The organism is Pseudomonas sp. ICMP22404 (assembly GCF_006227205.1).
GTDB lineage: Bacteria > Pseudomonadota > Gammaproteobacteria > Pseudomonadales > Pseudomonadaceae > Aquipseudomonas.
In genome coordinates this window covers 277,372-298,342 of sequence record NZ_VCNG01000002.1, presented here as the reverse complement: position 1 = coordinate 298,342, position 20,971 = coordinate 277,372, and the positions used below count along the sequence as shown (strand labels likewise).

Genomic DNA, 20,971 nt, shown 5'->3' with positions numbered 1-20,971 from the left:
GGATATTGTCCAGTATCGAACCAGGTCAGGCAAATTAGCTGCCGCTTAAAGCGTGACCTCAAACAAAGCTGTATCGCTGCATTCCTACAATAATAAATCTCCCTGCCCGTACGATGAATAATGCTGCCGCTACCGGCAGACTGTTATACGTATTCGGCTGCGCAAGACATTGTTACTCCTGGTTGCCTCTGTTTATTCGAAGTAAAAACGGCACACTTGCGTGCCTTCGAAACATGATAAAGGGACTGTATTCATGAACCAGATAAAGATTATCGATGTCACGCTGCGAGATGGTGGGTACCGTAATGATTTCAACTTTACTGTTGATTACGCCCAATCTGCAATTTCTCAAATGATCGAAGCCGGCATTCCTTATTGCGAGATCGGTTACCGCAACGGTTCGTTTGTGCGCAAGCATGAGCATGGTCTCACCAGTGCTGTCGACGCTCGCTACCTGAGCGCGGTCCATGCGGCCGCAGCGGGTAGGATCGACCTGTGCGTCATGGTGCACCCGCACAACGTCGATGCCAGCGATTTCCAGTTGCTTCAAGAGTATGGCGTATCAATGATCAGGGTTTGCCTGCGCCGCGACCGCCTGGAAGATGGGCTGGCCACCGTGCGGCTAGCCAAGTCCTACGGTTTCCAGGTAAGCGCGAATATCACGCACGTCACGACGCTGGGGCCCGCGGAAATATCCGATATGAGCCTGCGCGCGGAAAACGCCGGGGCAGACTTGCTGGTGTTTGCGGACTCAAACGGCAACATGATTCCGACCGATGTCGACCGGCTGATCACGCGAATATCCAGCCGGGTCCTGATTCCCCTGGGCTTTCATGCCCATAACAATCTCTCCCTGGCGCTTTCCAACTCAATCGCCGCCATGGATGCCGGGGCCGAATACATCGATGCATCCATTTGCGGCATGGGAAAGGGAGCCGGCAACCTGCACTTGGGTGTGTTTGTCGCGTACCTGCAGCGTGCCGGTATTCGCAATGACTATGATCTGGTAAGCGCCCTGCATTTATCCCAGCTCACCGCCGACACTGTGCCGGCCAGCAGCCTTCCGTTGTCGCTGACGGATGTCATGATGGGCACTTACAACATGCCCTTCGATGTTCAGCAACGCCTGGATGAAGTGATAAAGGCGCACCGCCCCGCTTCAACTTTCCATGCCTTGCAAATATTGCATGAACAAGGCAACCGCAAATCGGAAAAACCTATAAAGCCGTTACCGACAACTCTGTCGCCCTCACTTGCAAGTGGAGGTATTCGCTAATGAGCCAGCGCCAACAAGTATGTGTTCTGGCAGGCGACGGCATAGGCGTCGAAGTCACCGAGGCGGTACTGCCGCTATTTGAAGCCCTTGAGTTGCCCATCGATCTGAAGTTTGGAGATATCGGTTGGAGCTGCTGGCAGAAAGAGGGAAATTGCATTCCGGATAGAACCTGGGACCTGATCAACGAAAGTAACGCAACGCTGTTGGGAGCCATTACCAGCAAGCCTCTTCGTGAAGCAGAAGCAGAACTTTCGTCAACACTCAGGGGGACCGGGCGGGTTTATGTTTCGCCAGTAATCCAGCTTCGCCAGAAACTCGGGCTGTTTGCCAACGTGCGGCCTGTTACCGATGTGCTGGGCAATAACCGCTATCGCTTTTCGGTGATTCGAGAGAACACCGAAGGCCTGTACGCCGGGCTGGATTTCGCCAGCATTCCGCAAGCCTTCGAGCCGATACTGGCTGAGCGCGAACGCAACGGAGCGCCGTGGACGCGCGAGAGCTGCACCGACGCCACGATGACGGTGCGTCTGCAAACCCGCGCAGGGCTTTTGCGGCTGTTCCGCTTTGCGTTCGAGCACGCGCGCCAGCAAGGCTACGACCGCGTCACGCTGGCGGACAAGCCCAACGTCCTGCGGTACAGCGGCGCGTTTGCCCGAGAGATCCTGGAATCGGTTGCCGCGGATTTCCCCGACATCCAATGCAACATCGATAACGTTGACGCCGTTGCGTTGTGGATGGTTCGACGGCCAGAACGCTTCGGGGTGATCGTGGCGGAAAACATGTTCGGAGACATTCTTTCCGACCTCGGGGCTGGCGTCATGGGTGGCCTGGGCCTGGCTCCCAGCGCGAACATCGGGGCCCAGGGAGCCTACTTCGAACCCGTGCACGGCAGCGCGCCCGCCTATGCGGGCCAGCACCGGGCCAACCCGAGCGCGATGTTTCTGTCCGTCGCGCTGATGCTCGAACACCTTGGACATGCCCACGCCGCCCAAGCGACTCGAAACGCGGTTGCCCAGGTGGCACGCAGTGATTGCCGCACCTACGACCTGGGCGGAACGGCCAGCACCTTCGAAGTCGCGACGGCCATCGTCAAGCACACCCTCGAAGGGGCGGCACTGCTTGACGGGGTGACATCCCGGCAGTCCGTAAACCAGGACAAGCACGCCTTGAAAAAAGGAGCCCACGCATGAACGCGATCATTTCTCCCGTCGTGAAAGACAACGATGCACTGCTCAAAGCCTGCGAGGCACTCGACACCGCCAGTCTGTCGGACGCACTCGACAGCCTGGGACTGGCCGGGGGCCTGGCAGGTCTCAATCAGCAGGTCCCGGGAACCCGCTGCGTGGGTTTCGCCTACACGGTGTTGTATGAGCCCGTGCATCAACGAAGCGGCTTCAGGACCGCTGCCAACTACATCGATGAGGTGCCGTCCGACGCGGTAATTGTGTCCAGCAACCCTGGGCGCACCGACTGCACGACATGGGGCGACATCCTGACCCACGTCGCGAAAAGCCGGGGCATTCGCGGCACGCTGATCGACGGGGCCGCGCGGGATATCGATACGGTCCAACGCCTGAACTACCCACTGTTCAGTCGCGCCCGCTTCATGCAATCGGCGAAGAACCGAGTGCAGCTCAAGGCAACCCAGGTTCCCGTGCAGATATCCGGCGTCACGGTCAATCCAGGCGACCTGGTGATCTGCGACAGCAGCGGCTGCCTCGCCATACCTGCCGACAAGGCCGAACAGGTCATCCAACGCGCCCAGGCCGTCGAGCAGACCGAGAAAGACATCATCCAGAGCGTGAGCGATGGCGCCACCCTGGAACAGGCCCGCGCCCTGCACCGCTACGACCAGCCCTGGCTGTCACCCAAGGAAAAGCAAGCCAACGTTTGAGTTACGACTTATTCCATTCATTTGAAAGAGTACTCATGACATGACCACTGCAAACGTTTCCATTCGCAAACCGAATCCGGTGCGCGACAGCCAGAACAAAATCAAACTCGGCGTGTTCGGCTTCAATATTGAAGGCGGCTGCACGCTGACCACCGCTCCGGAGCGCCACCGAGCGGCTGACTGGCAAAGCAACCTGGCAATCGCCACCCTGGCCGATCGAGCAGGCCTTGAGCTTTTGCTGCCCGTGGGTCGTTGGCGCGGCTGGGAAGGCGCCAGCAATCCGATGGGCGTCTCCTACGAAACCTACACCTGGGCCGCTGGCCTCGCATCGGTCACCGAGCAGATCGCACTGTTCACCACGTCGCACTTGTCCACGGTCCACCCATTGTTTGCCGCCAAACAGGCGGCGACCATCGACCACATCAGTGGCGGCCGCTTCGGGTTGAACATGATCTGCGGTTGGTTCGGCCAGGAAATGGGCATGTTCAATGGTCACCAGCGTGACCACGACAAACGCTACGACCATGCCGATGAATGGATAGAGATCGCCAGAAAAGCATGGGAGGCCAACGGATACTTCGACTATGAGGGCGAGTTTTTCAACGTCAAGCAAGGCTACGCCGAACCCAAGCCGATCAACCGGCCGTTCCTGATGAACGCTGGCGGCTCTCCAAGGGGTCGCCAATTCTGTGCCAAGCACTGCGACGCCGCGTTCCTGATCCTCAAGCACGAAGATGACGACGACACCATCCGCGAACAGATCAAGGCCTACCGCGACCTTGCGCGCCTGGAACATGGCCGGGAACTGCAGATATGGGTGTATGCCTACGTCGTTCACGAAGACACCCTGAGCCAGGCGCACCAGAAGCTCGACTACTACGTGACCCAGCATGGAGACGACGCCGCGCTGGATAACGTGACCCGCGAGATCGGTGTGCAGAGCGGTATGTTCAAGGACGCCGCCGATGCCGAGCGTTTCCGTTTCCATTTCAAGGCGGGTTTTGCTGGCGTGCCGTTGGTGGGTACCTCGCAAATGATCGTCGACCAGATGCAGCGCTGGTCCGACCTGGGTGTGGACGGCATCAACCTGACCTGGCTGGACTACCAGAGCGGGCTTGAGCGCTTCGTCAAGGAAGTGTTGCCGTTGATGGAGCAAGCCGGCCAGCGCGCGCCGCACAAGCCTGTCAGGATCATGGAGGCCGTGGCATGAGCAGATATTCTCGAGCCCGCAGTGTTTCGGGCAACGTCGCGATCCTGCCGATTCCTACCGACGTTGATCCGGGCGAATTGACGGATCAGTTCAAGAACGCCATGCGCAGGTTGACGTCCAGCGTAGCGATCATCGCCAGCCGCGACGGCGATGACCCCGTGGGCATGGTCGCGACTGCCGTGATCTCGGTGAGCACCTCGCCCCCTGCGCTGCTGATTTGCGTCAACCGCTCCGCCAGCCTCCACAGCCCGCTCACGCTGTCCGGGCGCTTTAGCGTCAATCTACTGAGCGCGGCCCATAGCGCTCTGGTGCCGGTGTTCGCCGGGCAGGTCAAAGGCCCCGAACGTTTCGCCCACGGGCAATGGGAAGATGTCCAGGGTCTGCCCTGCCTGGCGGATGCGCAATCGAGCCTTATCTGCACCTTGGACAAACGCCTCAGCTATGGCTCCCACGATGTGATCATCGGCCGCGTCGACGCAGTCCAGTTCGCCGAGCCTATCAATCCACTGCTTTGGGAAAACGGCAGCCCGGCGATATCCGCCCGGCTGACGCAATGACCCACCCCCATCTCCAGGAGAATGACTCATGACTCAGATCGAACAATTCCAGGCGCCACAATCGGGCGAAGACCAAGCCATTTTTCTGGTGAACGTCGTCCATGTGAATCCAGGCCAGCAAGATGCCGCCCTGGCCGTCCTGCGCGATACCGTCCAGTACGTGGCGCAAACCTACCCGGCCTTCCAGTGGAGCCGACTGTACAAAAGCCTCGACGGGAAGACCGTCATCAACCAGGCGCAATGGACCAGCAAAGAAGCCTTCGACTCGTTGTTTCAGGACGAGTCATTCATGTCACGTTATTCGGGCCTCAAGGACACCGGGACCTGGGAGTTTCACCTTTACCAGGTGAGCGATTTCATTCCCCAGGCGCTGACCGCGGCCCTCATCACTGAGTGAAAAAAAAGCCGAAACGGGCAGGCCCCGCTGGCCTGTCCGTACGACAACAGGAGTATCGATATGGCTGATCTCAACACGCGCCTTACACAACGCTTCAATATTTCCCACCCCATCGTCCTCGCGCCCATGGGGGGTGCCTCGGGGGCGAAACTGGCTACCGCGGTATCCAAGGCCGGTGGATTGGGGCTGGTCGGCGCCAGCTACGGCGACGAACAGTGGATGCGCACCGAGCTGGCGCCCATGCGAGAGCTGAAACAGCCATGGGGCGTCGGCCTGGTGATGTTCACCGTGGCACGGAACATGGCGCTGCTGGATCTGGCACTGGAATACGGACCCAACGCCATAGCCTTGTCATTTGGCGATCCTGCGGCATTCGTACCGATCATTCATCGGGCCGGCGCAAAAGTTATCGTGCAGATCCATGAGCTGGACCAGGCCAGTGCGGCCCTGGACGCCGGGGCCGATGCCCTGATCGTCCAAGGCGCCGAGGCTGGCGGGCATAGCTTGCGCCGCGGCCTGATGCCACTGTTGCCTGCCGTGCAGGATCAAGTCGGCGACAAGGTCCCGCTGATTGCGGCCGGAGGTATCGCAGATGGGCGTGGCGTGGCGGCAGCGTTGATGCTGGGGGCTGACGGGGTCATGTTGGGCACACGCTTCCTCGCGTCCGAGGAGGCCCTGCCTTCTGCCGCGTTCAAAAAGCGCCTGATCGAATCCAGTACGTCGGACACGGTGCGCACGCGAATTTTCGATCTGGTGCGCGGCATCGAATGGCCTGAACACTACAGCGGCCGGGCCATCGCCAACCGGTTTTCGCAAGCGTGGCTGGGCCGCGACGAGGCACTGCGAGAGGCGCCGGATTCGATCCGACAGGACTATGCCCGGGCGGTTCTCGCCGACGATCTCGACAACCGCGCGATATGGGCAGGTGAGGTTCTGGATCTGGTCGGCGACATCAAGCCGGCACGCCAGATCGTCCACGACTTGTTGAGCGAAACCACGCGAATCCTGCGCAACAGTCAACAACTGTTGGCTCTCGACAAAATCGCTTGAGCACCCGGGAGAAAGATTATGCAAACGTCCAATGCAGTAAGCTGCCAATGGGGCAACGGCAATCAACTGGCGGTGGTCATGTCACCGGTCATGCCCGTTTGGGATGAAGGTCTGTTCTTCCAGCCCATGATCGCGCCTCTGGTAAAAGCGGGTTACAGGGTGGTCGTATTCGACACGCTATCGCTGCTGGCTGACGAGAGCGAATCCCTTGAAGATTTTTCGCAGCGTTGGCAACACGTGTTGTCGGCGCTGGGCCATATCGATCTACTGGTAGGCTCGGCCCTGGGTGGCGCGGTCGTCCAGGCGTTACTCGGCACCCGCCTCGCGACCCGGGTCAGCAATGTGCTGTTGCTGTCCTCCCCTGCGTTGGCGGATGGAATTCTCGATGGTCGACTGGGGAAAATGGCCGATCTGGCCCTGCTTGGCGATCTTGAACAAGCGCTTCAACTGCTCGATCAATTCGTACAACCGGCGACCCGGACACGCCCCAGCGGGCCAATCGACATCGACCAAGCCAGTGCCGCACTCCAGGCCAAGCGCCTGCACCTGGGTTTCCGGCTGCTCAATCGCCTCGATCTGCGGCAGGCCAGCCACAGTTTTCCCGGTGCATTACTGACGGTCTATGGTGAACAGTCACAGCTGGTGCGCGGTATCAACGTGCATGTCAACGAGCAGGCCCGCCATTACCGGTTACCCATTCCCGATGGCGGCATGCGCCCATTGCTCGACGCGCCGGCATTGGTCATGCGCACCGTGCGCGAGCACTTGGGCATCAACCTGGAGGTGGCCGCATGAGCCACCCACGGCGTTTACTCGAAGCTGACTTTATCGATGTGCATTATCACGCAGGTCCCGACGCCTACCTGCGACGCCATGGTGTGATGGAGACAGGTCGGCGCTACAGCTCGCTGAACGGCTGGGTGGTGCTGAAGAACCACCTGGGCTGCAGCGCTTCACAAGCCTGGGAGGCCCGACAGGAAGGACTTCCCGTCTCCGGCTCGGTGGTTCTCAATGAAATCGTCGGCGGTATCGATTTCCGAGTGGTACAGCGTTCGCTGTGCCAACACGGAGACAGCGAAGCCCGGCTGATCGTGCACCTTCCCACCGTCACGGGTCGCACCCACCAGTCCCGCCTCAAGCGCAACAGTGCCCATTGGATCCTGGATAAATACCCGATCCGGCCGCTGACCGTCAGCCATGAAGGGAAACTGAACGAACAGACATTGGATGTGCTGCGGATGGCCCGGGACTACCCGATCGTCATCTCTACCGGCCATGCCGACGCCCAGGAAGTGCGTCTGTTGATCGACGCGGCGGTTCGGTTGGATGTGCCCCGATTGATGCTCAACCAACCGGCGAATCCTTTAACCGGTTTGGACGCCGGTGCCCTGCTGGAGTTGGCTCAAGCGCCCATGGTCTACACCGAACAAACCGCACTGACCTATCTGCTCGGCTACCAGTCATGGGAAGACTTCACCCAGGTCCTGCGCGACGTGCCCAGGGCGCTCTATAGTTCCGACCTGGGCCAGACCTCTCAACCTGATATCGAACAATGGCAGGTAGACAGTTTGCTTTGGTTCGAACGGATGCGATTGGGCAGTCAGCGAGCGCAGCAGATCACCCGAGGCAATGCGCGAGAACTGCTGCGACTGGAGCCGTAGCGCGGACGGACCGGTGCTTGTTTGGCGCGTCTTGCACGAACGCCGCGAGCACCGGCGTATTCCCCGTCGACGCCGCCTGCATCTGGCTAACCACCACGTACCCAAGAACTCTTTTTGTTAGCCTCGGAAGCTGGACAGTGACTCGATGGTTGCAGTGGAGCCACCGCACACAATGACCAACACGTTGCTGAAATCACTCAGGGCCACTTTGTTTCCGTAGAGCAGCGCCAGGGCCGCCCCGCAGGCTGGCTCGACCAGCGTACGGTGGTCATTCAGGTAAACCAGGCACGCGCCAACAGCCTCTTGATCAGTAACCTGCACCGGTACCACTCGACGCTCTTTCGAAATGTCGAATGCGCGTTGACAAACCTGCCTGGCACCGAGCGAGGTTGCCACTCCGGACAACACCGTTACTTCCGTTAGCTGCCCCGCTTTGATAGACGCATTGAACGATGCCATTCCCTCCGTCTCGACGGCGTAGATCGGGATGCTACCAAGGCCATTACGGCACAAGCCCCTATCGACACCGGCCAGAAGGCCACCACCGCCGACAGAGAGCACGACGGCATCGGGGCGGACACCTTCGGCAACAACCTCATCAATCATTGAGGCGTGCCCTTCCCACAGGAGCGGATCGTCGAACGGGTGGATGAAGGCGTCATCAGATGTCAGCAACGAACGGGCAAGCTCATTCGCCTCGAACCAAGACTTGCCATGAACGATTACTTCAGCCCCCTCCAAGCCCAACAGGTTTCGCGCCCGCTCAGTAGTGGTTTCTGGAACAACGACGATGACAGGAACGCCAAGTCGACGCCCGGCATAGGCAACCGCCAGTCCGGCATTGCCGCCTGACGAAGAGATAAAGCGCTTGGCACCCCGGGCATGATGTTGCTCGCAGGCGTACCCCACTCCACGAATCTTGAACGAGCCAGAAGGTTGTGCTGCCTCCATTTTCATCCATACCTTGGTGCCAGCCAGTTGACTAAAAGGCAGGGATTCCAGAAGAGGGGTCTTGATGCTCAGGGACATATTTTCAGCTCCGTATCACGAGGTACTCATCAGGCCAGCGCCTGTATTTCAATCTCGACATCCAGGTCGAACGCTGGAATGCGACGTGCTCCCAAGACAAACCCCAAGACCCTTCGCACAGGCCGGATGCCTGCAAAAACAACAGAATTGGTTGTTTGCCGGGTCGCTACGCAGTGGAAAAAAAGCGGTGCCAATCATGAGTTTGATCCCGTCGGCGCGCATGAATGCCAATAAGTGGCAACCTGTTTGATCAAGCAGTCCTAGTTGGCTTCATTCATGGTTGTCAAACCTTGAAGTCGTATTGAAAAGCCTCGGCGGTGATTACCTGACGTATTTCGCGCGCGTCGCGGACAGGAGACGCACCGAATTGCCTAATGTATTCGCGACTGAACTGAGATGCGCTTTCAAAGCGCAGGGCAAGGCTACGAACCGACAAATCGGCGACCACAAGCAGCACCCTACAGGCTAAAGCTTCAAACCAAGCTTTTCCATGGCTTCATGGGCCTCGATGATCATTCCGGATACCTCGGCGACTGTTACATGCAACTTGGTTGCCCGCGATCGCATGTGCTCGTATGCCTGCGTCTCAGTCAGGTTCTGGCGCTCGACCAGTACACGAATGGCTTTTTCGATCTGGCGCCGGGATTTTATAGTGAGCTCCAGCTTGTCTATCTTTCCCTGCAACCGTTCCTGATAGCTATACGAGGCTCTCGCAAGTACCAGCGTGCTGAGGATTCCAGAGGAGCGAAACGGTTTGGAGATCACACCGTGAGCACGGGTATCGAGTAACAGCTTCAATACGGTCGGGCTTTCATAGTCGGAAAGCGCAATGAGTGCCGCGGACACCGAGGCGCCCGACCAGATCTTGTTTCCTTCCAGTTCCTGGGTGATCTGGAAGAGAATCACATCGACGTCCGCAGGAGGCTCTGAAGGGAATGGCCATATGATCTTTACGCGGCATCCGATTCTTTTCAGCTGCTGCATGACAATCTCGCGGTCGTCACCAGGTGGATAAACGAGGGCTACGCAGATACTGCGCAAGTCTTCATAGAGACGGCGAAGACTGGAACTCATGGCGTCACCTCAACCAGAACTCAGAGAAGCCGAAGGTAGAAAGGTAAGGATCGGATTTGACCGGACCTGAACTTTCCCATACGACATCGAACTGCCCATCACCGCGACAGACGCCGATCCGGGGAGTCAGAGCGCAGTGATTGTTTTCGGCATCAATAGCAATGGGCCCTTCCGGAGAATCGAACGTTACCTTGTGTACGGCGTTGACCAATTTGCGCGTATCCAGACTGCCAGTTCTCTCCAAGGCACGTGCAAACAGGTGAACCTGGGAATACGCCATTTCCGACCAGGTACTGGTGGGGCGATCGCCAAATCGTTTGCGCCAAAGCTCAATGAATCGTTGATTGCTGTCGTTGCGCAGCGAACCGAAATAGGTGGCAGCGGTGATGTGGCCTTCACATAGCGGTGGTCCGATCAAACGGATCTCTTCTTCGGCCATGGAGAGACTGGCAATGGGGATTTTTTTGGGATCAAGCCCATGCTCGCCATAGAGCTGATAGAAGGATCGCGCCGACTGTCCAACCAGGGTCGAGAAGACGACATCCGGCTGAGCGTCGCGGATGTCACTCAAGACTTCCTTGAGCTGATCTACTTCTGCTTCGATGGGCAGGTAGACTTCATCCACGATTTCGCCACCGTACTGCTCAACGACGTCCCTCATGATGCGATTGGACTCACGGGGGTAGATGTAATCCGCGCCCACCAGAAAGAACCGGGTGCCCTTGTTTTGCAACAGGTAGGCCGCGAGCTGGATGCTGCTCTGATTGGGAACGGCACCGGTATAAATGATGTTCGGTGAATATTCGAATCCTTCATAAAACGAGCAATACCAGAGCAACGCGTTATGGCGTTCGACAAGGGGTAGCACGGCCTTGCGACTGGAAGATCGCGAGCAACCAAAAATGACGTTGATCTCGTCTTCAATAAGCAGCTTGCTGGTCAAACGCCGATATTCTTCCGTAGACCCCTTGGGGTCATAGGCGGTTGGGATGAGCGGCATGCCCAGCACACCGCCCAGCGCGTTTATTTCCTCAATGGCAAGCGCAGTACCAAAAAAATGCTCGGACTCGGTGACGCCGGTGGCACCCGAGCGCGAGTACAAGATACCAACTGGCCATCCCTGGTCTTTAGCGACTGCTGTCCTGGTGCTTGGCATGACGCTCACCTATCGGTCAAAAATGTCTTGTAGTTCGGTTGCCGATCTAGGGACCTGGATAGCCAGCATCAACAATATCCTGGCTTTCTGTGGACTTAGATCATTGGCGAAAATGACGCCGGCAGCTTTCAACGTCATACCGCCTCCAGTGAAGCCATACAAGGGGCTTACCCGTCCACGCGGTACCCGGGTGGCAACGACCACGGTGATACCCGACTCGATTGCATCCGAAATGGCTGCGTACATATCGCCATTCACATTGCCCGCCCCTAGCGCCTGGATGACAACGCCTTTGGCGCCCGCCTGTACAGCTGCCTTTAACGATGTCCCGTCCGCTCCGGCATACATTGGCACGATGTCAACGCGAGCCAGACTGTCATGCTCCAATGGCAGGTGTCGTCGACGGCAAGATGAACGAAAGAAGGTGACGGTATCGCCGTCCACTCTTCCGAGCAAGCCGGCGTCTCCCGAGTTGAATGACTCCACGTCCGAGGTATGTGTTTTGCTGACTTCCCGAGCGGCATTGATCTGGTCGTTCAGCACGACCATCACTCCCTTGCCAAACGAATCAGGGTCAACGCATACCCTTGCGCCGCTCCTCAAGTTACGCGGCCCATCGAAATCCGGTTCGGATGCGTTCCGTTGGGCACCGATGAGGACGACGGGTTTGCGGGACGTCAGCGTCAGGTCGAGAAACCATGCGGTCTCTTCAAGCGTATCGGTACCATGGGAAATCAGCACTCCGCTAATGTCCTCGCGAGCTAATGCAGCTTCAATCTGATGATGAAGCTGCATCCAGCGCAGCGGCCCCATTTCGACTGACGGAACATTGGACAGGTTGTTGACTTGCAGCCGCGCAATCTTCGCAATCTCAGGTACAGCCTCGATCAAGTCGCTGCCCGACAACGCAGGTACCGGGGCCAGCGTAGAAGAATCCACTTGCATGGCAATTGTTCCGCCTGTTGCGATGAACAGGCACACAGGCAGGTCGTCAGAACTGGACAGGGCCATGGGATTCATACCTTCAGATGATTGAAAATGGCCTCGGTAGCACCCGGTGCGTTGGCGTCGCCCTCCTCTTCGATTTCACCTTGTTTGAGAACCAGGTATCGATCCGCCACCTTCAGGGCGAACGGCACATTTTGCTCGATCAGCAGCATTGTCGTACCGTGGAGTTGCCGTTCGTGCATCAGTGCTCCAGCTATTCGGTCAATCACCGAGGGTTGTAAGCCTTCGGTGATTTCGTCGAGCAAAATGATGGAGGGGCGCATCATCAACGCACGTGCCACCAACAGCATCTTCTGCTCGCCTCCCGATAAGGTCCCGGCATATTGCTTCAGACGATCCTTGAACACTGGGAACACCGATTCGATTGCCGCAAAACGCTCATCGAACAGCGAGTCTTTTTCAAGCCCCATGCGGAGGTTGTCCCGGATACTCAATTCGGTGAAAAGCGCTTTCTCCTGAGCGGCATAGGCGATGCCCACATGCGCTACTCGATGAGGCGGCAGTCGCGTAATGTCGCTGTCGTTTACTTGCACGGAACCCTGTTTCTTGGGTAGATACCCCATAATCGTCTTGAGCAACGTCGTCTTACCCATGCCGTTCTTGCCCAGCAAAGCTATCGCTTCGCCGGCCGAAACCTTGAACGACATGTCCCGTATGACGACTGAGCCCCTGTAACCGCTTGTGACTGCATTCAATGCCAAGGTAGCACCGTTCATACAACCTCCCCGGGAGCGAGCGCGGATCCGGCATAAATCGTCTTGACCAGGTCCGAATTGACGACCTCCTCGAAAGTCCCCTGCATGACTATCTTTCCTTGGTGCAATACCACGATTCGCGTAGCGATCTGCTGCACAAAATCCAGATCGTGCTCAACCAGCAGGCAGCAAAGCTTGTAGCGATGTGCGAGTAGGGAGATCACTACGCCGATTTGCGTACGCTCGGTTTTTGTCAGCCCTGCAGTAGGCTCGTCGAGAAGCACGACGCGAGGTTCCAGGACGAGAACCATGGCCAGTTCCAACGCTTGCTGTTCACCATGGGACAAGTCGCGAGCGACCACATCCAGCATGGTTTCCAGCCCGGTGACTCGCAGCACGTCCAGGGCATAAGATGGCAAGGCCAGTGTGTCCGCCCGACTGAACAACAGAGGTCGTTCGTGAAGGGTACTCGCCATGCGCAGGCACTCGGCTACAGTCAGCGATTCGAAGATATTGGCGTTCTGAAATTTGCGCCCGAGACCAAAACGAACGCAGGCCTCAGCCGGCAGTCGACGGATATCGTTGCCGCAGAGATGCACCGCGCCTGAAGTACGATCGGCCCCGTCGCTCATGCAACGCATCAACGTAGTCTTACCCGCGCCATTGGGGCCGATCAGTCCAACCAGATCACCTGCCGCAGCCGTGAGGTTGATGCCCTGTAGAACCTTGAGCGAGCCATAGCTCTTCGTTACGTCCTCCATGACAAGTGCAGCACGCCCACCCGCCTCAGGAACAGCTCTGACTGCACGCTCAACCAGCGTGGGCGCTCGTCGCCCATGGGCACCGAACCCGAAGGGTTTGAGCAGCGCAGGCACGATGCCCTGCGGGAGCAGGACGATAACCAGCACAAAAGAGAGACCGAGGATGAGTTGCCACAAGAACGGCATCCGACTGCCCAGGTACGCGGTGGCAACGTTGATCAGAATCGCCCCGGCCATGGGGCCCCACAAAGTCCCACGTCCACCCAAGGCAACCCAGATGATCAATTCGGTTCCCAGGACGAAACCGGATAACTCGGGAGCGACCACGCCACTGAACGCGCCATAGCCAAAGCCTGCGATCCCTGTAATAGCAGCGGTCACGATCAGCAATATGATTTTGATGGAAGGAACGTTGATCCCCAAATAAGCACATCGGGACTCGTTGTCACGAATTGACGCCAGCACACGACCTGCGTCACTGCGTACAAATAGCCAGGCGAAAAGTCCTATCAGTGCAAGGCCAGCACCAGCGATCCAGTACCAGGTTTCCAGAGACAGGTCGAACGTTTCATAGCCGGTCAGGCCGGAGCTGGAACCTGTCCACTCCCCACCGGAAAGAAGCAGTTGGGTCATTACGATGGGCAGCACTAACGAGATCACCGTCGCGAAAAAAGGTGACGCTCCCCGGTAGAAAGAGAGCCACCCAACCAGGCCTGCAACCACCACGGGGACAACGACGGCCAACCCGATTGCGGTGGCAATCGTACCGGGCGACAGACCAAAGTGAGTGAACACCAATCCGGCGGCATACGCACCGATGCCAAAGAACGCCGACTGCCCGAAAGTCAGGTAGCCCATATAGCCCCAAAGCACATCCACCGTGAGGACCACGACTGCAAACAGAAATGCCTTGATCAACAGATTTAGGACATAGCTGTCGAAAATCCATGGTCCTGCGACCAGCAAGGTAATGCTCACCAAAGCCAGCACTACGGAGCGACTCCATGCCCCCTCTCGACTGGATCCCGTGGGTTCGGTATTTACCGCGTGCAAGGTAGTGTCAGACATGTGCGAACCCCTTTGGACGAATACGCAAGGTCAACGCCGCCAAGACGGCAATCGTGAGTCCGCCCAGCACTGGGCTCGCATAGGTACTGACGAGAACCTGGCATGCGCCAAACACCGCGCACGTCACTATCAGGCTGAGCATCGAATGCCCGGAAACCATCACCAGCATGAAGGCTGAAACCAGCCAGGTGATCCCCATGCCCGGGTCAATGCTCGAAAGCGGACTGATCAAAGCCCCTGCCAATGTGCCCAGGCCAGCGCCCAGGCTGAAGGTGATGAATCGTATGCGTCCGGCGTGGATGCCCAGGCCGCTGGCCAACTCCTCGTTCATGATGACCGCCCGGGTTTTGACGCCGAAGCGTGTACCGTTAAGGAGCGCCGTCAGTAATGCGCACAAGCCGAGAGCCAAGGGAATGAGCAGCAACCGATAAGAGGAGTAATTCGCCCCACCCAACGACCAGGTTCCTGTCAGCGGCACGTCTGCGAACTTCACATCCCGACCAAAGCCGATGATGATCAACTGACCTATCACGATACCCAGGCCCCAGGTTGCCAGGATGGCATCCAGGGGACGTTTATAAAGCGGACGAACAATCAGGTATTCGATGATCGCGCCTACCGTCACGCCAGTGGCGAGAGCCAACGGCCAAGCAAGCCAAGGACTCCATCCCAGTTGGGTCACGACAAAAGCCGCGTACCCACCCATTGTCAGCAAGGCACCATGGGCGAAGTTGACGATTTTCATGATGCCGAAAATCATCATCAAACCCGCAGTCACAATGAACAACATGGCTATTGTTGTAGTTATATCGAGAATTAACACCATGACATCTCCCTCCGGGGAGCCTGTAACGTGAAGCGATACTGAGTGATCGAGCAGTGGACTATTTCAAGTTCGGGCATTGGTTACCCGGGCTGACCCCCTCCTGGGTTTCAAGGATGCGGATCGAGCCATCGCCCTGGATCTGCCCAAGACGCATCGCCAGCGGCGTATGACGACTGGCATTCATTTGCACCACCCCCCGAGGCCCTACAATGGATACATCTTTCAGCGCGTCTATGACTTCTGCGGAGTCGGTGGAGTTGGCTTTTTCCACCGCGGCCTTATAGAGAAAGAAGGCTTCATATTGCGGCTCGGATAGCTCGTTTGGCGTAGACAGATTCCCGGCGAATTTCTGGCTGAGATCGGCCAGGAATTTCTTATTCTCCGGGGTATCGATACTGGTCAGGTATGAGGCGGACATATACATGCCCGTAGCGACATCCCCCATGGTCTTACCCGTGCCTTCGTCGATGGCCAGGTTGCCGTAGGGCAGCGCCAAGGCAGCCGCTTTCAACTGCTTTGCCAGTGACACGTTAGGTGCGCCCCCCGCCGTAGCACTGATAAGCGCATCAGGTTGCGTGGAACGAATTTTTGAGATGACAGCGGTCCAGTCACTGCCGTCCATCGGAAGGTATTCTTCGCCGATCACCTTCCCACCGTGCTGCTCAATGTACGCTTTTGTAAACTTGAGCATGCCCCGGCCAAAGGCGTAATCGTTGCCGACAAGAAAGTAGTTCTTTGCTCCGAGCTTTTGGGTGAAGTAATCCACTACCGGAGCGACTTGCTGTTCTGGCACCCAGCCGTTGGCATACATCCATTTATTGCAAGAGCGCCCTTCATAGAACGAGGTATAGATATAGGGAACGCGACCTCGGGAAATAACAGGCAAAGCGGCGTTGCGCGCCGCGCTGCTTTCCATCGCGATAATGGCATCGACTTTCTTTTCCAGCACCAGCGTATCGAATGCTTTCTGGGCACCGATTGCACCGGAAGCATCATCAACAATCTCCAACTGCACTGGACGACCGAGTATTCCCCCGGCGGCATTGATCTGCTCCACGGCGAGTTGAGAAGACTGAACAACAGCGGGTGCCACGACGCTGTTGGCGCCAGAGAGCCCCACCGCCACACCGATCCTGATCGGTTCAGCGGCGTGACCCTGGGTGGCGACGAATGCCATCGCGGCAAGAACAGCGATACGGATGAGGGGGTGAGTGGTGGTCATGTGGGTGTCCTCGATAGTTTTATTGTAGAGGTGGGTTAGTAGTGAGGCAGCGGCCAGCCCGTGCCGAGCATGGGGTCGTAGATGTCGGAGCGTCGGTCACGCAGGACCGTGTTGAACGTCGTGAGATGCCGGGATTGGCGAGACGCCTTCAGGTTGATGTCGGCGTAGAGGATTTGCTGGCGGTCAGCGCTGGCCGGGGCAACCAACGGCCAACCGTCGGCACCGACAATGAGGCTGTTGCCAACGAAGTGCTGACCGCGCTCGGTCCCGACACGGTTAGCGCAAATGATGTTCAGACTGTTGGCATGAGCATTGGCCATGGCCAGGGTGTTGGCCATGATCGTGGGATGATCGCCCTGGCCTGGCATGGGCACCCAATTGGTAGGCATACAGACGATATCAGCGCCTTGCATGGCCAACAGTCGATACACTTCCGGGAACCAGCCGTCATAGCAGATGATCATCGCCAAACGGCCAAGTGGCGTATGGAAAACCGGTAGACCCAGATCGCCGGCCTCGAAGTACAGATGCTCGTCACCCCACAGATGGAGCTTGCGATAAGTACCGACGTAACCTTCCGGGCCCACCATGACAGCGGAGTTGTACAGCTTGTGGCCCACTTGCTCGGCAACACCGCCAACGACGTAAACATTGTGCTGGCGGGCTGCGTCCTGCCACGCCTGAACGGTGAGGCCTGCCGGTACGGATTCGGCTAGTTCAAATGCTTCTTCGCGACAAGAAAAGACATACCCGCTGTTGACCAACTCGGGCAGAACAATGATCTGCGCACCGGCGCCGGCCGATTCAGCTATCAGGCGTAGCGACACTTCCAGATTTTCAGCCTTGCAGCCCACTCGTGGCTCCATCTGCACGGCTGCCACGGTAATGCTCGGAAATACTTGGGTTTCATCAGAGGATCGCAAAGCAGGCATTTTATTTTTTCCAAAAAAAAGCCCCCGAATGCGCTACTCACGCAAATCGGGGGCTTCTATAGCCGATATGTACCCAGCACTACTGCCGGGGGTCTGCGATTTCGAGTACGAAATGGCGACCTATGGCGCTCAACCTACAGAGACATGTCGAATGATGTCAACGTTTTTTTGAGTGAACAACGTGAGGAAGCGACGCTCATCGTCGGCAGGTCCGTTCGAATCAGCGAGGCTTTGGCGACGAGATCCCCCTGCTGTCCTTGACCGGGATGAAGTTGGGAAATCTCGCTCAAATGGCAAAACAGCAGCACCAGTAAGCCTTTCCTGGCTGTATACATGCAGTTGTGGCCAACGCAGAACCGCTGGCCGTTGTCTCACGAAATCAATCCACCGGTTTGAGTGGTATCTGAGCCGGCAGACGCGTCAGCATGGTTTCACAATACCAATCATCGAACTGGCATACGCCGTTTTCTGCGATGTCCGAAAAAGGACCGGGTTCGTAAGTCGGAGAGGTAACACCGGCCTGCGTACCTTCAACCAAACGACGGTCTTGATCGTTGGTGGCGAGCCAGACTTTTGTCAGCCGGTCGATATCGTAGTCAACACCTTCAACGGCAGTACTGGGTACAAGCCATTTGGTCGTCACGAGCGTTTCGCCAGGGCCGATTGGAAGTACGCGAAAACTCAATGCGTGATCGCCGAGAAAATGGTTCCAGGTAGACGGGTAGTTAAAGTAGAGCAACGCACCAATGTCCGGCTCCCCGCTTTTATCCAGGCGTCCCGCCACAGCAGGCTTGCCATCCATTGTGTAACTCACGGCGCCCGCGGAAAGCGGAATGCGCGTCATACGGAAACGCCCATTCGGATCCATGACGAGTTTGCTCGGCATACCCGCGCTTTCGCAGCGTTGCCAGTGCGCAGTCAGTTCAGGATCATCTTCGCCCCCGACTCCTGCAACCGACAGATTCTCGACAAAGGAATTCATCAATTCAGGATGCGTACCGTCACAATGGAAGCACTCGCGATTGTTTTCAAAGACGAGCTTCCAGTTACCCTTTTCCACGAGATTGGACTCGAAAGCAACTTTGCAGTTATCCAGGAAATGGGGGGCAATGAAAGGACTTACAGAGTTCCTGAAACTATCGAACTCCGGCGCCTTATCAGCGACGCATACATAAATGTAAGTGTGGACAATTTCACAATGTACCGGCTTCAGATCATATTGAGTCCTGTCGAAATCGGCCCCCATGTTACCGGCAAATAAAAGACTGCCATCCAGCTCGAAAGTCCACTTGTGATAAGGACACACCAGCTTCGCGACTTTGCCTTGGGCGTGCTCGCAAACTTTAGAACCACGATGACGACAGGCGTTGTGAAAAGCACGGACCTGGCCGCTCTTATCCCTGATGATTAAAATCGGATAGTCGCCGATCTGCAACGTCAAGTACTGTCCGGGTTTTTCAATTTCAAAGGTATGACCGGCAAAAATCCAGTCTTTGTGCCAGATCTGCTCAAGATCCTGACGAAACACCTCAGGTTCGATATACAGTTCACGAGGTAGCGCGTGACGTGCTTTGCGCTTTTGAATCAGGTCAATCACGGATGTTGGCTTATTCATTATTATCCTCTACACATCAACCTGACGGTTAACGGCAAATATGTCCGGAAAACAGCGTCATGACCAACGAAGCCTGCGCGCAGAATCGTCAACTTAGACGCCGATACGCATGTCCCAGCCATGTTTAACAAGAGGGTACGACGGCTCACTCAGTCGGCAAAACTACATTTTCGTCGCTCAACTGATAACTTGCCGTTATGAGCCATCAAATCCGGACAATTCCATGCTTACAGCTGCTCTGTAATCAGAGGGAAAACCTACACGCTCCATCTGGAAAACTTCGAAAGGATCCAGTCCCGTACTCGCCGACAGGCATCTTCATATTCAGACCTTTCATTGCAAGCCACGTAATGAAGACTGTTTCGAAGCGTCACTTGGTGCTCGACGGGACGAACAAGCTGGCCCCTTTCGACCATTGCCCCGACAAGCTGATTCCAGCCCAATGCGACACCTTGGTGGGTCAAGACCATATTCATGATCAGGTTGTAGTCATTGGCATGAAAAATAGGCGGACAGTCGGCAGGACGCTCATCGATATCAACGTTCAGAAAGGCCAGCCACACCCCCCAGTCCACATGCTCAGCCACGCCCGAGCGTCCATATGGACTTAGATTAAGCAGCGAAGAATCGCGTACCCCTTCAAGTGAGGTCAGTTCGGGATGCGCTTCCAAAAATGCTGGAGAGCAAACAGGATAAATAATATCGTGGCACAGCTGGTAGCTTTTATACCCGTCCCCCACCTTGCGAATTTTTGAAATGATGATGTCCGGCTCTACGCCAGGTTCCATATTCACGAAATTCTGAGTGGTGATCAGATTGAACTCAATATCCGGGTTGGTCGCACGAAACTCCGGAAGATGCTCGGTTAGCCATAACGCAGAAAAAGCAGGTGAGCAACAAACGGTCAGAATATGCTTCTGCGTCGGAGCGGTTCTAATTCTTTCAGCTGCCTGCGCGATATTAACGAACGACAGTTGCGCCGCCTCAAAAAAAATCTTTCCCTCGGCGGTTAGTTCTACTGTGCGTCCGGAACGCATGAACAGTTGAGCGCCCAAGGAGTCCTCAAGCTCTCGAATCTGCCGGCTGATTGCGGCTTGTGATACGCACAAGGCCTCTGCTGCCCGAGTAAAGCTTTCATATTTAGCGGCGGCGACAAACGCTCTGACAGCCCGAAGGGAAGGCATCCTAAGCAGTAATGTATCGGGGTCAACGTGTCTGCTGAGCATGGTAAGCCCTCATCCTCCTATCATCCGCGAAAGCGGCGGAGCGTAACTCAATAGCCTAGCCCAGGCCATAAGAAGCGTCGTGATTGCGCCAAGGCAGTCGCTTCAGCCAGCAACGATAACGTTAGGTTATCCAAAAAGCCCTGTAAATGTTGTTGGATTTAAGACCCGGATCCCCATAGATTTAAAAAAAGCCCGACCACAAGGGCAAACAATAAAAACCAGGTACAGGTCATGCGCATATCCATCTTCTATTACTGCCCGCCTAAATTACCAACGCTCGATCTCAATTTGGTTTCGTGCGCTGTAGCGTTACA

General features: G+C 56.8%; 20 protein-coding genes and 1 pseudogene. 9 read left to right on the top strand and 12 right to left on the bottom strand.

From position 1 onward, the window contains the following. Window positions 1-253 precede the first annotated feature (253 nt). Genes FGE05_RS05140 through FGE05_RS05100 form a run of 9 tightly spaced genes read left to right on the top strand, consistent with a single transcriptional unit; the run spans window position 254 to window position 8,045 of the window. Window positions 254-1,276, top strand: a complete 1,023-nt coding sequence (locus FGE05_RS05140; protein WP_139642086.1) for an aldolase catalytic domain-containing protein — start codon at window positions 254-256, stop codon at window positions 1,274-1,276. Next, a complete protein-coding gene (locus FGE05_RS05135; RefSeq protein ID WP_139642084.1) occupies window positions 1,276-2,466 on the top strand; it encodes an isocitrate/isopropylmalate dehydrogenase family protein in 1,191 nt (396 codons plus the stop codon). The genes FGE05_RS05140 and FGE05_RS05135 overlap by 1 nt, the downstream gene beginning before the upstream one ends. After that, on the top strand, window positions 2,463-3,170 hold the full coding sequence (locus tag FGE05_RS05130; protein ID WP_139642082.1) for an RraA family protein: 708 nt from the start codon (window positions 2,463-2,465) through the stop codon (window positions 3,168-3,170). The genes FGE05_RS05135 and FGE05_RS05130 overlap by 4 nt, the downstream gene beginning before the upstream one ends. Window positions 3,171-3,210: 40 nt before the next feature. Further along, window positions 3,211-4,380 (top strand): LLM class flavin-dependent oxidoreductase, encoded by a 1,170-nt coding sequence (locus FGE05_RS05125; RefSeq protein ID WP_139642080.1) that lies wholly within the window; start codon window positions 3,211-3,213, stop codon window positions 4,378-4,380. Further along, window positions 4,377-4,937, top strand: coding sequence for a flavin reductase family protein (locus tag FGE05_RS05120; protein WP_139642078.1), 561 nt, complete (start codon window positions 4,377-4,379; stop codon window positions 4,935-4,937). Before FGE05_RS05125 ends, FGE05_RS05120 begins: the two co-directional genes overlap by 4 nt. 28 nt (window positions 4,938-4,965) lie before the next feature. Further along, the gene (locus FGE05_RS05115) at window positions 4,966-5,334 is read left to right on the top strand and encodes an antibiotic biosynthesis monooxygenase (protein ID WP_139642076.1); all 369 of its coding nucleotides are present in this window, start codon (window positions 4,966-4,968) and stop codon (window positions 5,332-5,334) included. Window positions 5,335-5,394: 60 nt separating this feature from the next. Beyond that, complete coding sequence (locus FGE05_RS05110) at window positions 5,395-6,384, top strand: nitronate monooxygenase family protein (protein ID WP_139642074.1); 990 nt, start codon at window positions 5,395-5,397, stop codon at window positions 6,382-6,384. An 18-nt stretch (window positions 6,385-6,402) separates the two neighbouring features. Then, complete coding sequence (locus FGE05_RS05105; RefSeq protein WP_139642072.1) at window positions 6,403-7,179, top strand: alpha/beta hydrolase; 777 nt, start codon at window positions 6,403-6,405, stop codon at window positions 7,177-7,179. Next, entirely contained in the window at window positions 7,176-8,045 is an 870-nt protein-coding gene (locus FGE05_RS05100; protein WP_139642071.1) for a DUF6282 family protein, read from the top strand. The genes FGE05_RS05105 and FGE05_RS05100 overlap by 4 nt, the downstream gene beginning before the upstream one ends. Window positions 8,046-8,162: 117 nt before the next feature. Here the strand turns inward: FGE05_RS05100 and FGE05_RS05095 are convergent, their stop codons facing one another. The 12 genes and pseudogenes from FGE05_RS05095 to FGE05_RS05045 all read right to left on the bottom strand — a co-directional run bounded on the left by FGE05_RS05095 (window position 8,163) and on the right by FGE05_RS05045 (window position 20,657). Next, window positions 8,163-9,074 carry a pyridoxal-phosphate dependent enzyme gene (locus FGE05_RS05095; RefSeq protein WP_139642068.1) on the bottom strand — a complete coding sequence of 304 codons (912 nt, stop codon included), beginning with the start codon at window positions 9,072-9,074 and terminating at the stop codon, window positions 8,163-8,165. Window positions 9,075-9,357: 283 nt separating this feature from the next. Further along, window positions 9,358-9,486: pseudogene (locus FGE05_RS30035) on the bottom strand (AraC family transcriptional regulator); the annotation flags it as partial. Between the two features lie 53 nt (window positions 9,487-9,539). Continuing rightward, window positions 9,540-10,148 carry an ANTAR domain-containing response regulator gene (locus FGE05_RS05090; protein WP_139642066.1) on the bottom strand — a complete coding sequence of 203 codons (609 nt, stop codon included), beginning with the start codon at window positions 10,146-10,148 and terminating at the stop codon, window positions 9,540-9,542. 4 nt (window positions 10,149-10,152) lie between these two features. Beyond that, window positions 10,153-11,304 (bottom strand): transporter substrate-binding domain-containing protein, encoded by a 1,152-nt coding sequence (locus FGE05_RS05085; protein ID WP_139642065.1) that lies wholly within the window; start codon window positions 11,302-11,304, stop codon window positions 10,153-10,155. A gap of 9 nt (window positions 11,305-11,313) precedes the next feature. Continuing rightward, window positions 11,314-12,315, bottom strand: coding sequence for an asparaginase (locus FGE05_RS05080; RefSeq protein ID WP_139642063.1), 1,002 nt, complete (start codon window positions 12,313-12,315; stop codon window positions 11,314-11,316). Between the two features lie 5 nt (window positions 12,316-12,320). Then, the gene (locus FGE05_RS05075; protein ID WP_139642061.1) at window positions 12,321-13,028 is read right to left on the bottom strand and encodes an ABC transporter ATP-binding protein; all 708 of its coding nucleotides are present in this window, start codon (window positions 13,026-13,028) and stop codon (window positions 12,321-12,323) included. Next, window positions 13,025-14,836, bottom strand: a complete 1,812-nt coding sequence (locus FGE05_RS05070) for an ATP-binding cassette domain-containing protein (protein ID WP_139642060.1) — start codon at window positions 14,834-14,836, stop codon at window positions 13,025-13,027. The genes FGE05_RS05075 and FGE05_RS05070 overlap by 4 nt, the downstream gene beginning before the upstream one ends. Further along, on the bottom strand, window positions 14,829-15,662 hold the full coding sequence (locus tag FGE05_RS05065; RefSeq protein ID WP_139642058.1) for a branched-chain amino acid ABC transporter permease: 834 nt from the start codon (window positions 15,660-15,662) through the stop codon (window positions 14,829-14,831). The genes FGE05_RS05070 and FGE05_RS05065 overlap by 8 nt, the downstream gene beginning before the upstream one ends. Window positions 15,663-15,720: 58 nt before the next feature. Continuing rightward, a complete protein-coding gene (locus tag FGE05_RS05060) occupies window positions 15,721-16,884 on the bottom strand; it encodes a substrate-binding protein (protein WP_139642056.1) in 1,164 nt (387 codons plus the stop codon). A gap of 35 nt (window positions 16,885-16,919) precedes the next feature. After that, window positions 16,920-17,816, bottom strand: a complete 897-nt coding sequence (locus tag FGE05_RS05055) for a nitrilase family protein (protein WP_139642055.1) — start codon at window positions 17,814-17,816, stop codon at window positions 16,920-16,922. 379 nt (window positions 17,817-18,195) lie between these two features. After that, window positions 18,196-19,431, bottom strand: a complete 1,236-nt coding sequence (locus FGE05_RS05050) for an SRPBCC family protein (protein WP_139642053.1) — start codon at window positions 19,429-19,431, stop codon at window positions 18,196-18,198. 257 nt (window positions 19,432-19,688) lie between these two features. Further along, on the bottom strand, window positions 19,689-20,657 hold the full coding sequence (locus tag FGE05_RS05045; RefSeq protein WP_139642051.1) for a LysR family transcriptional regulator: 969 nt from the start codon (window positions 20,655-20,657) through the stop codon (window positions 19,689-19,691). Window positions 20,658-20,971 lie beyond the last annotated feature (314 nt).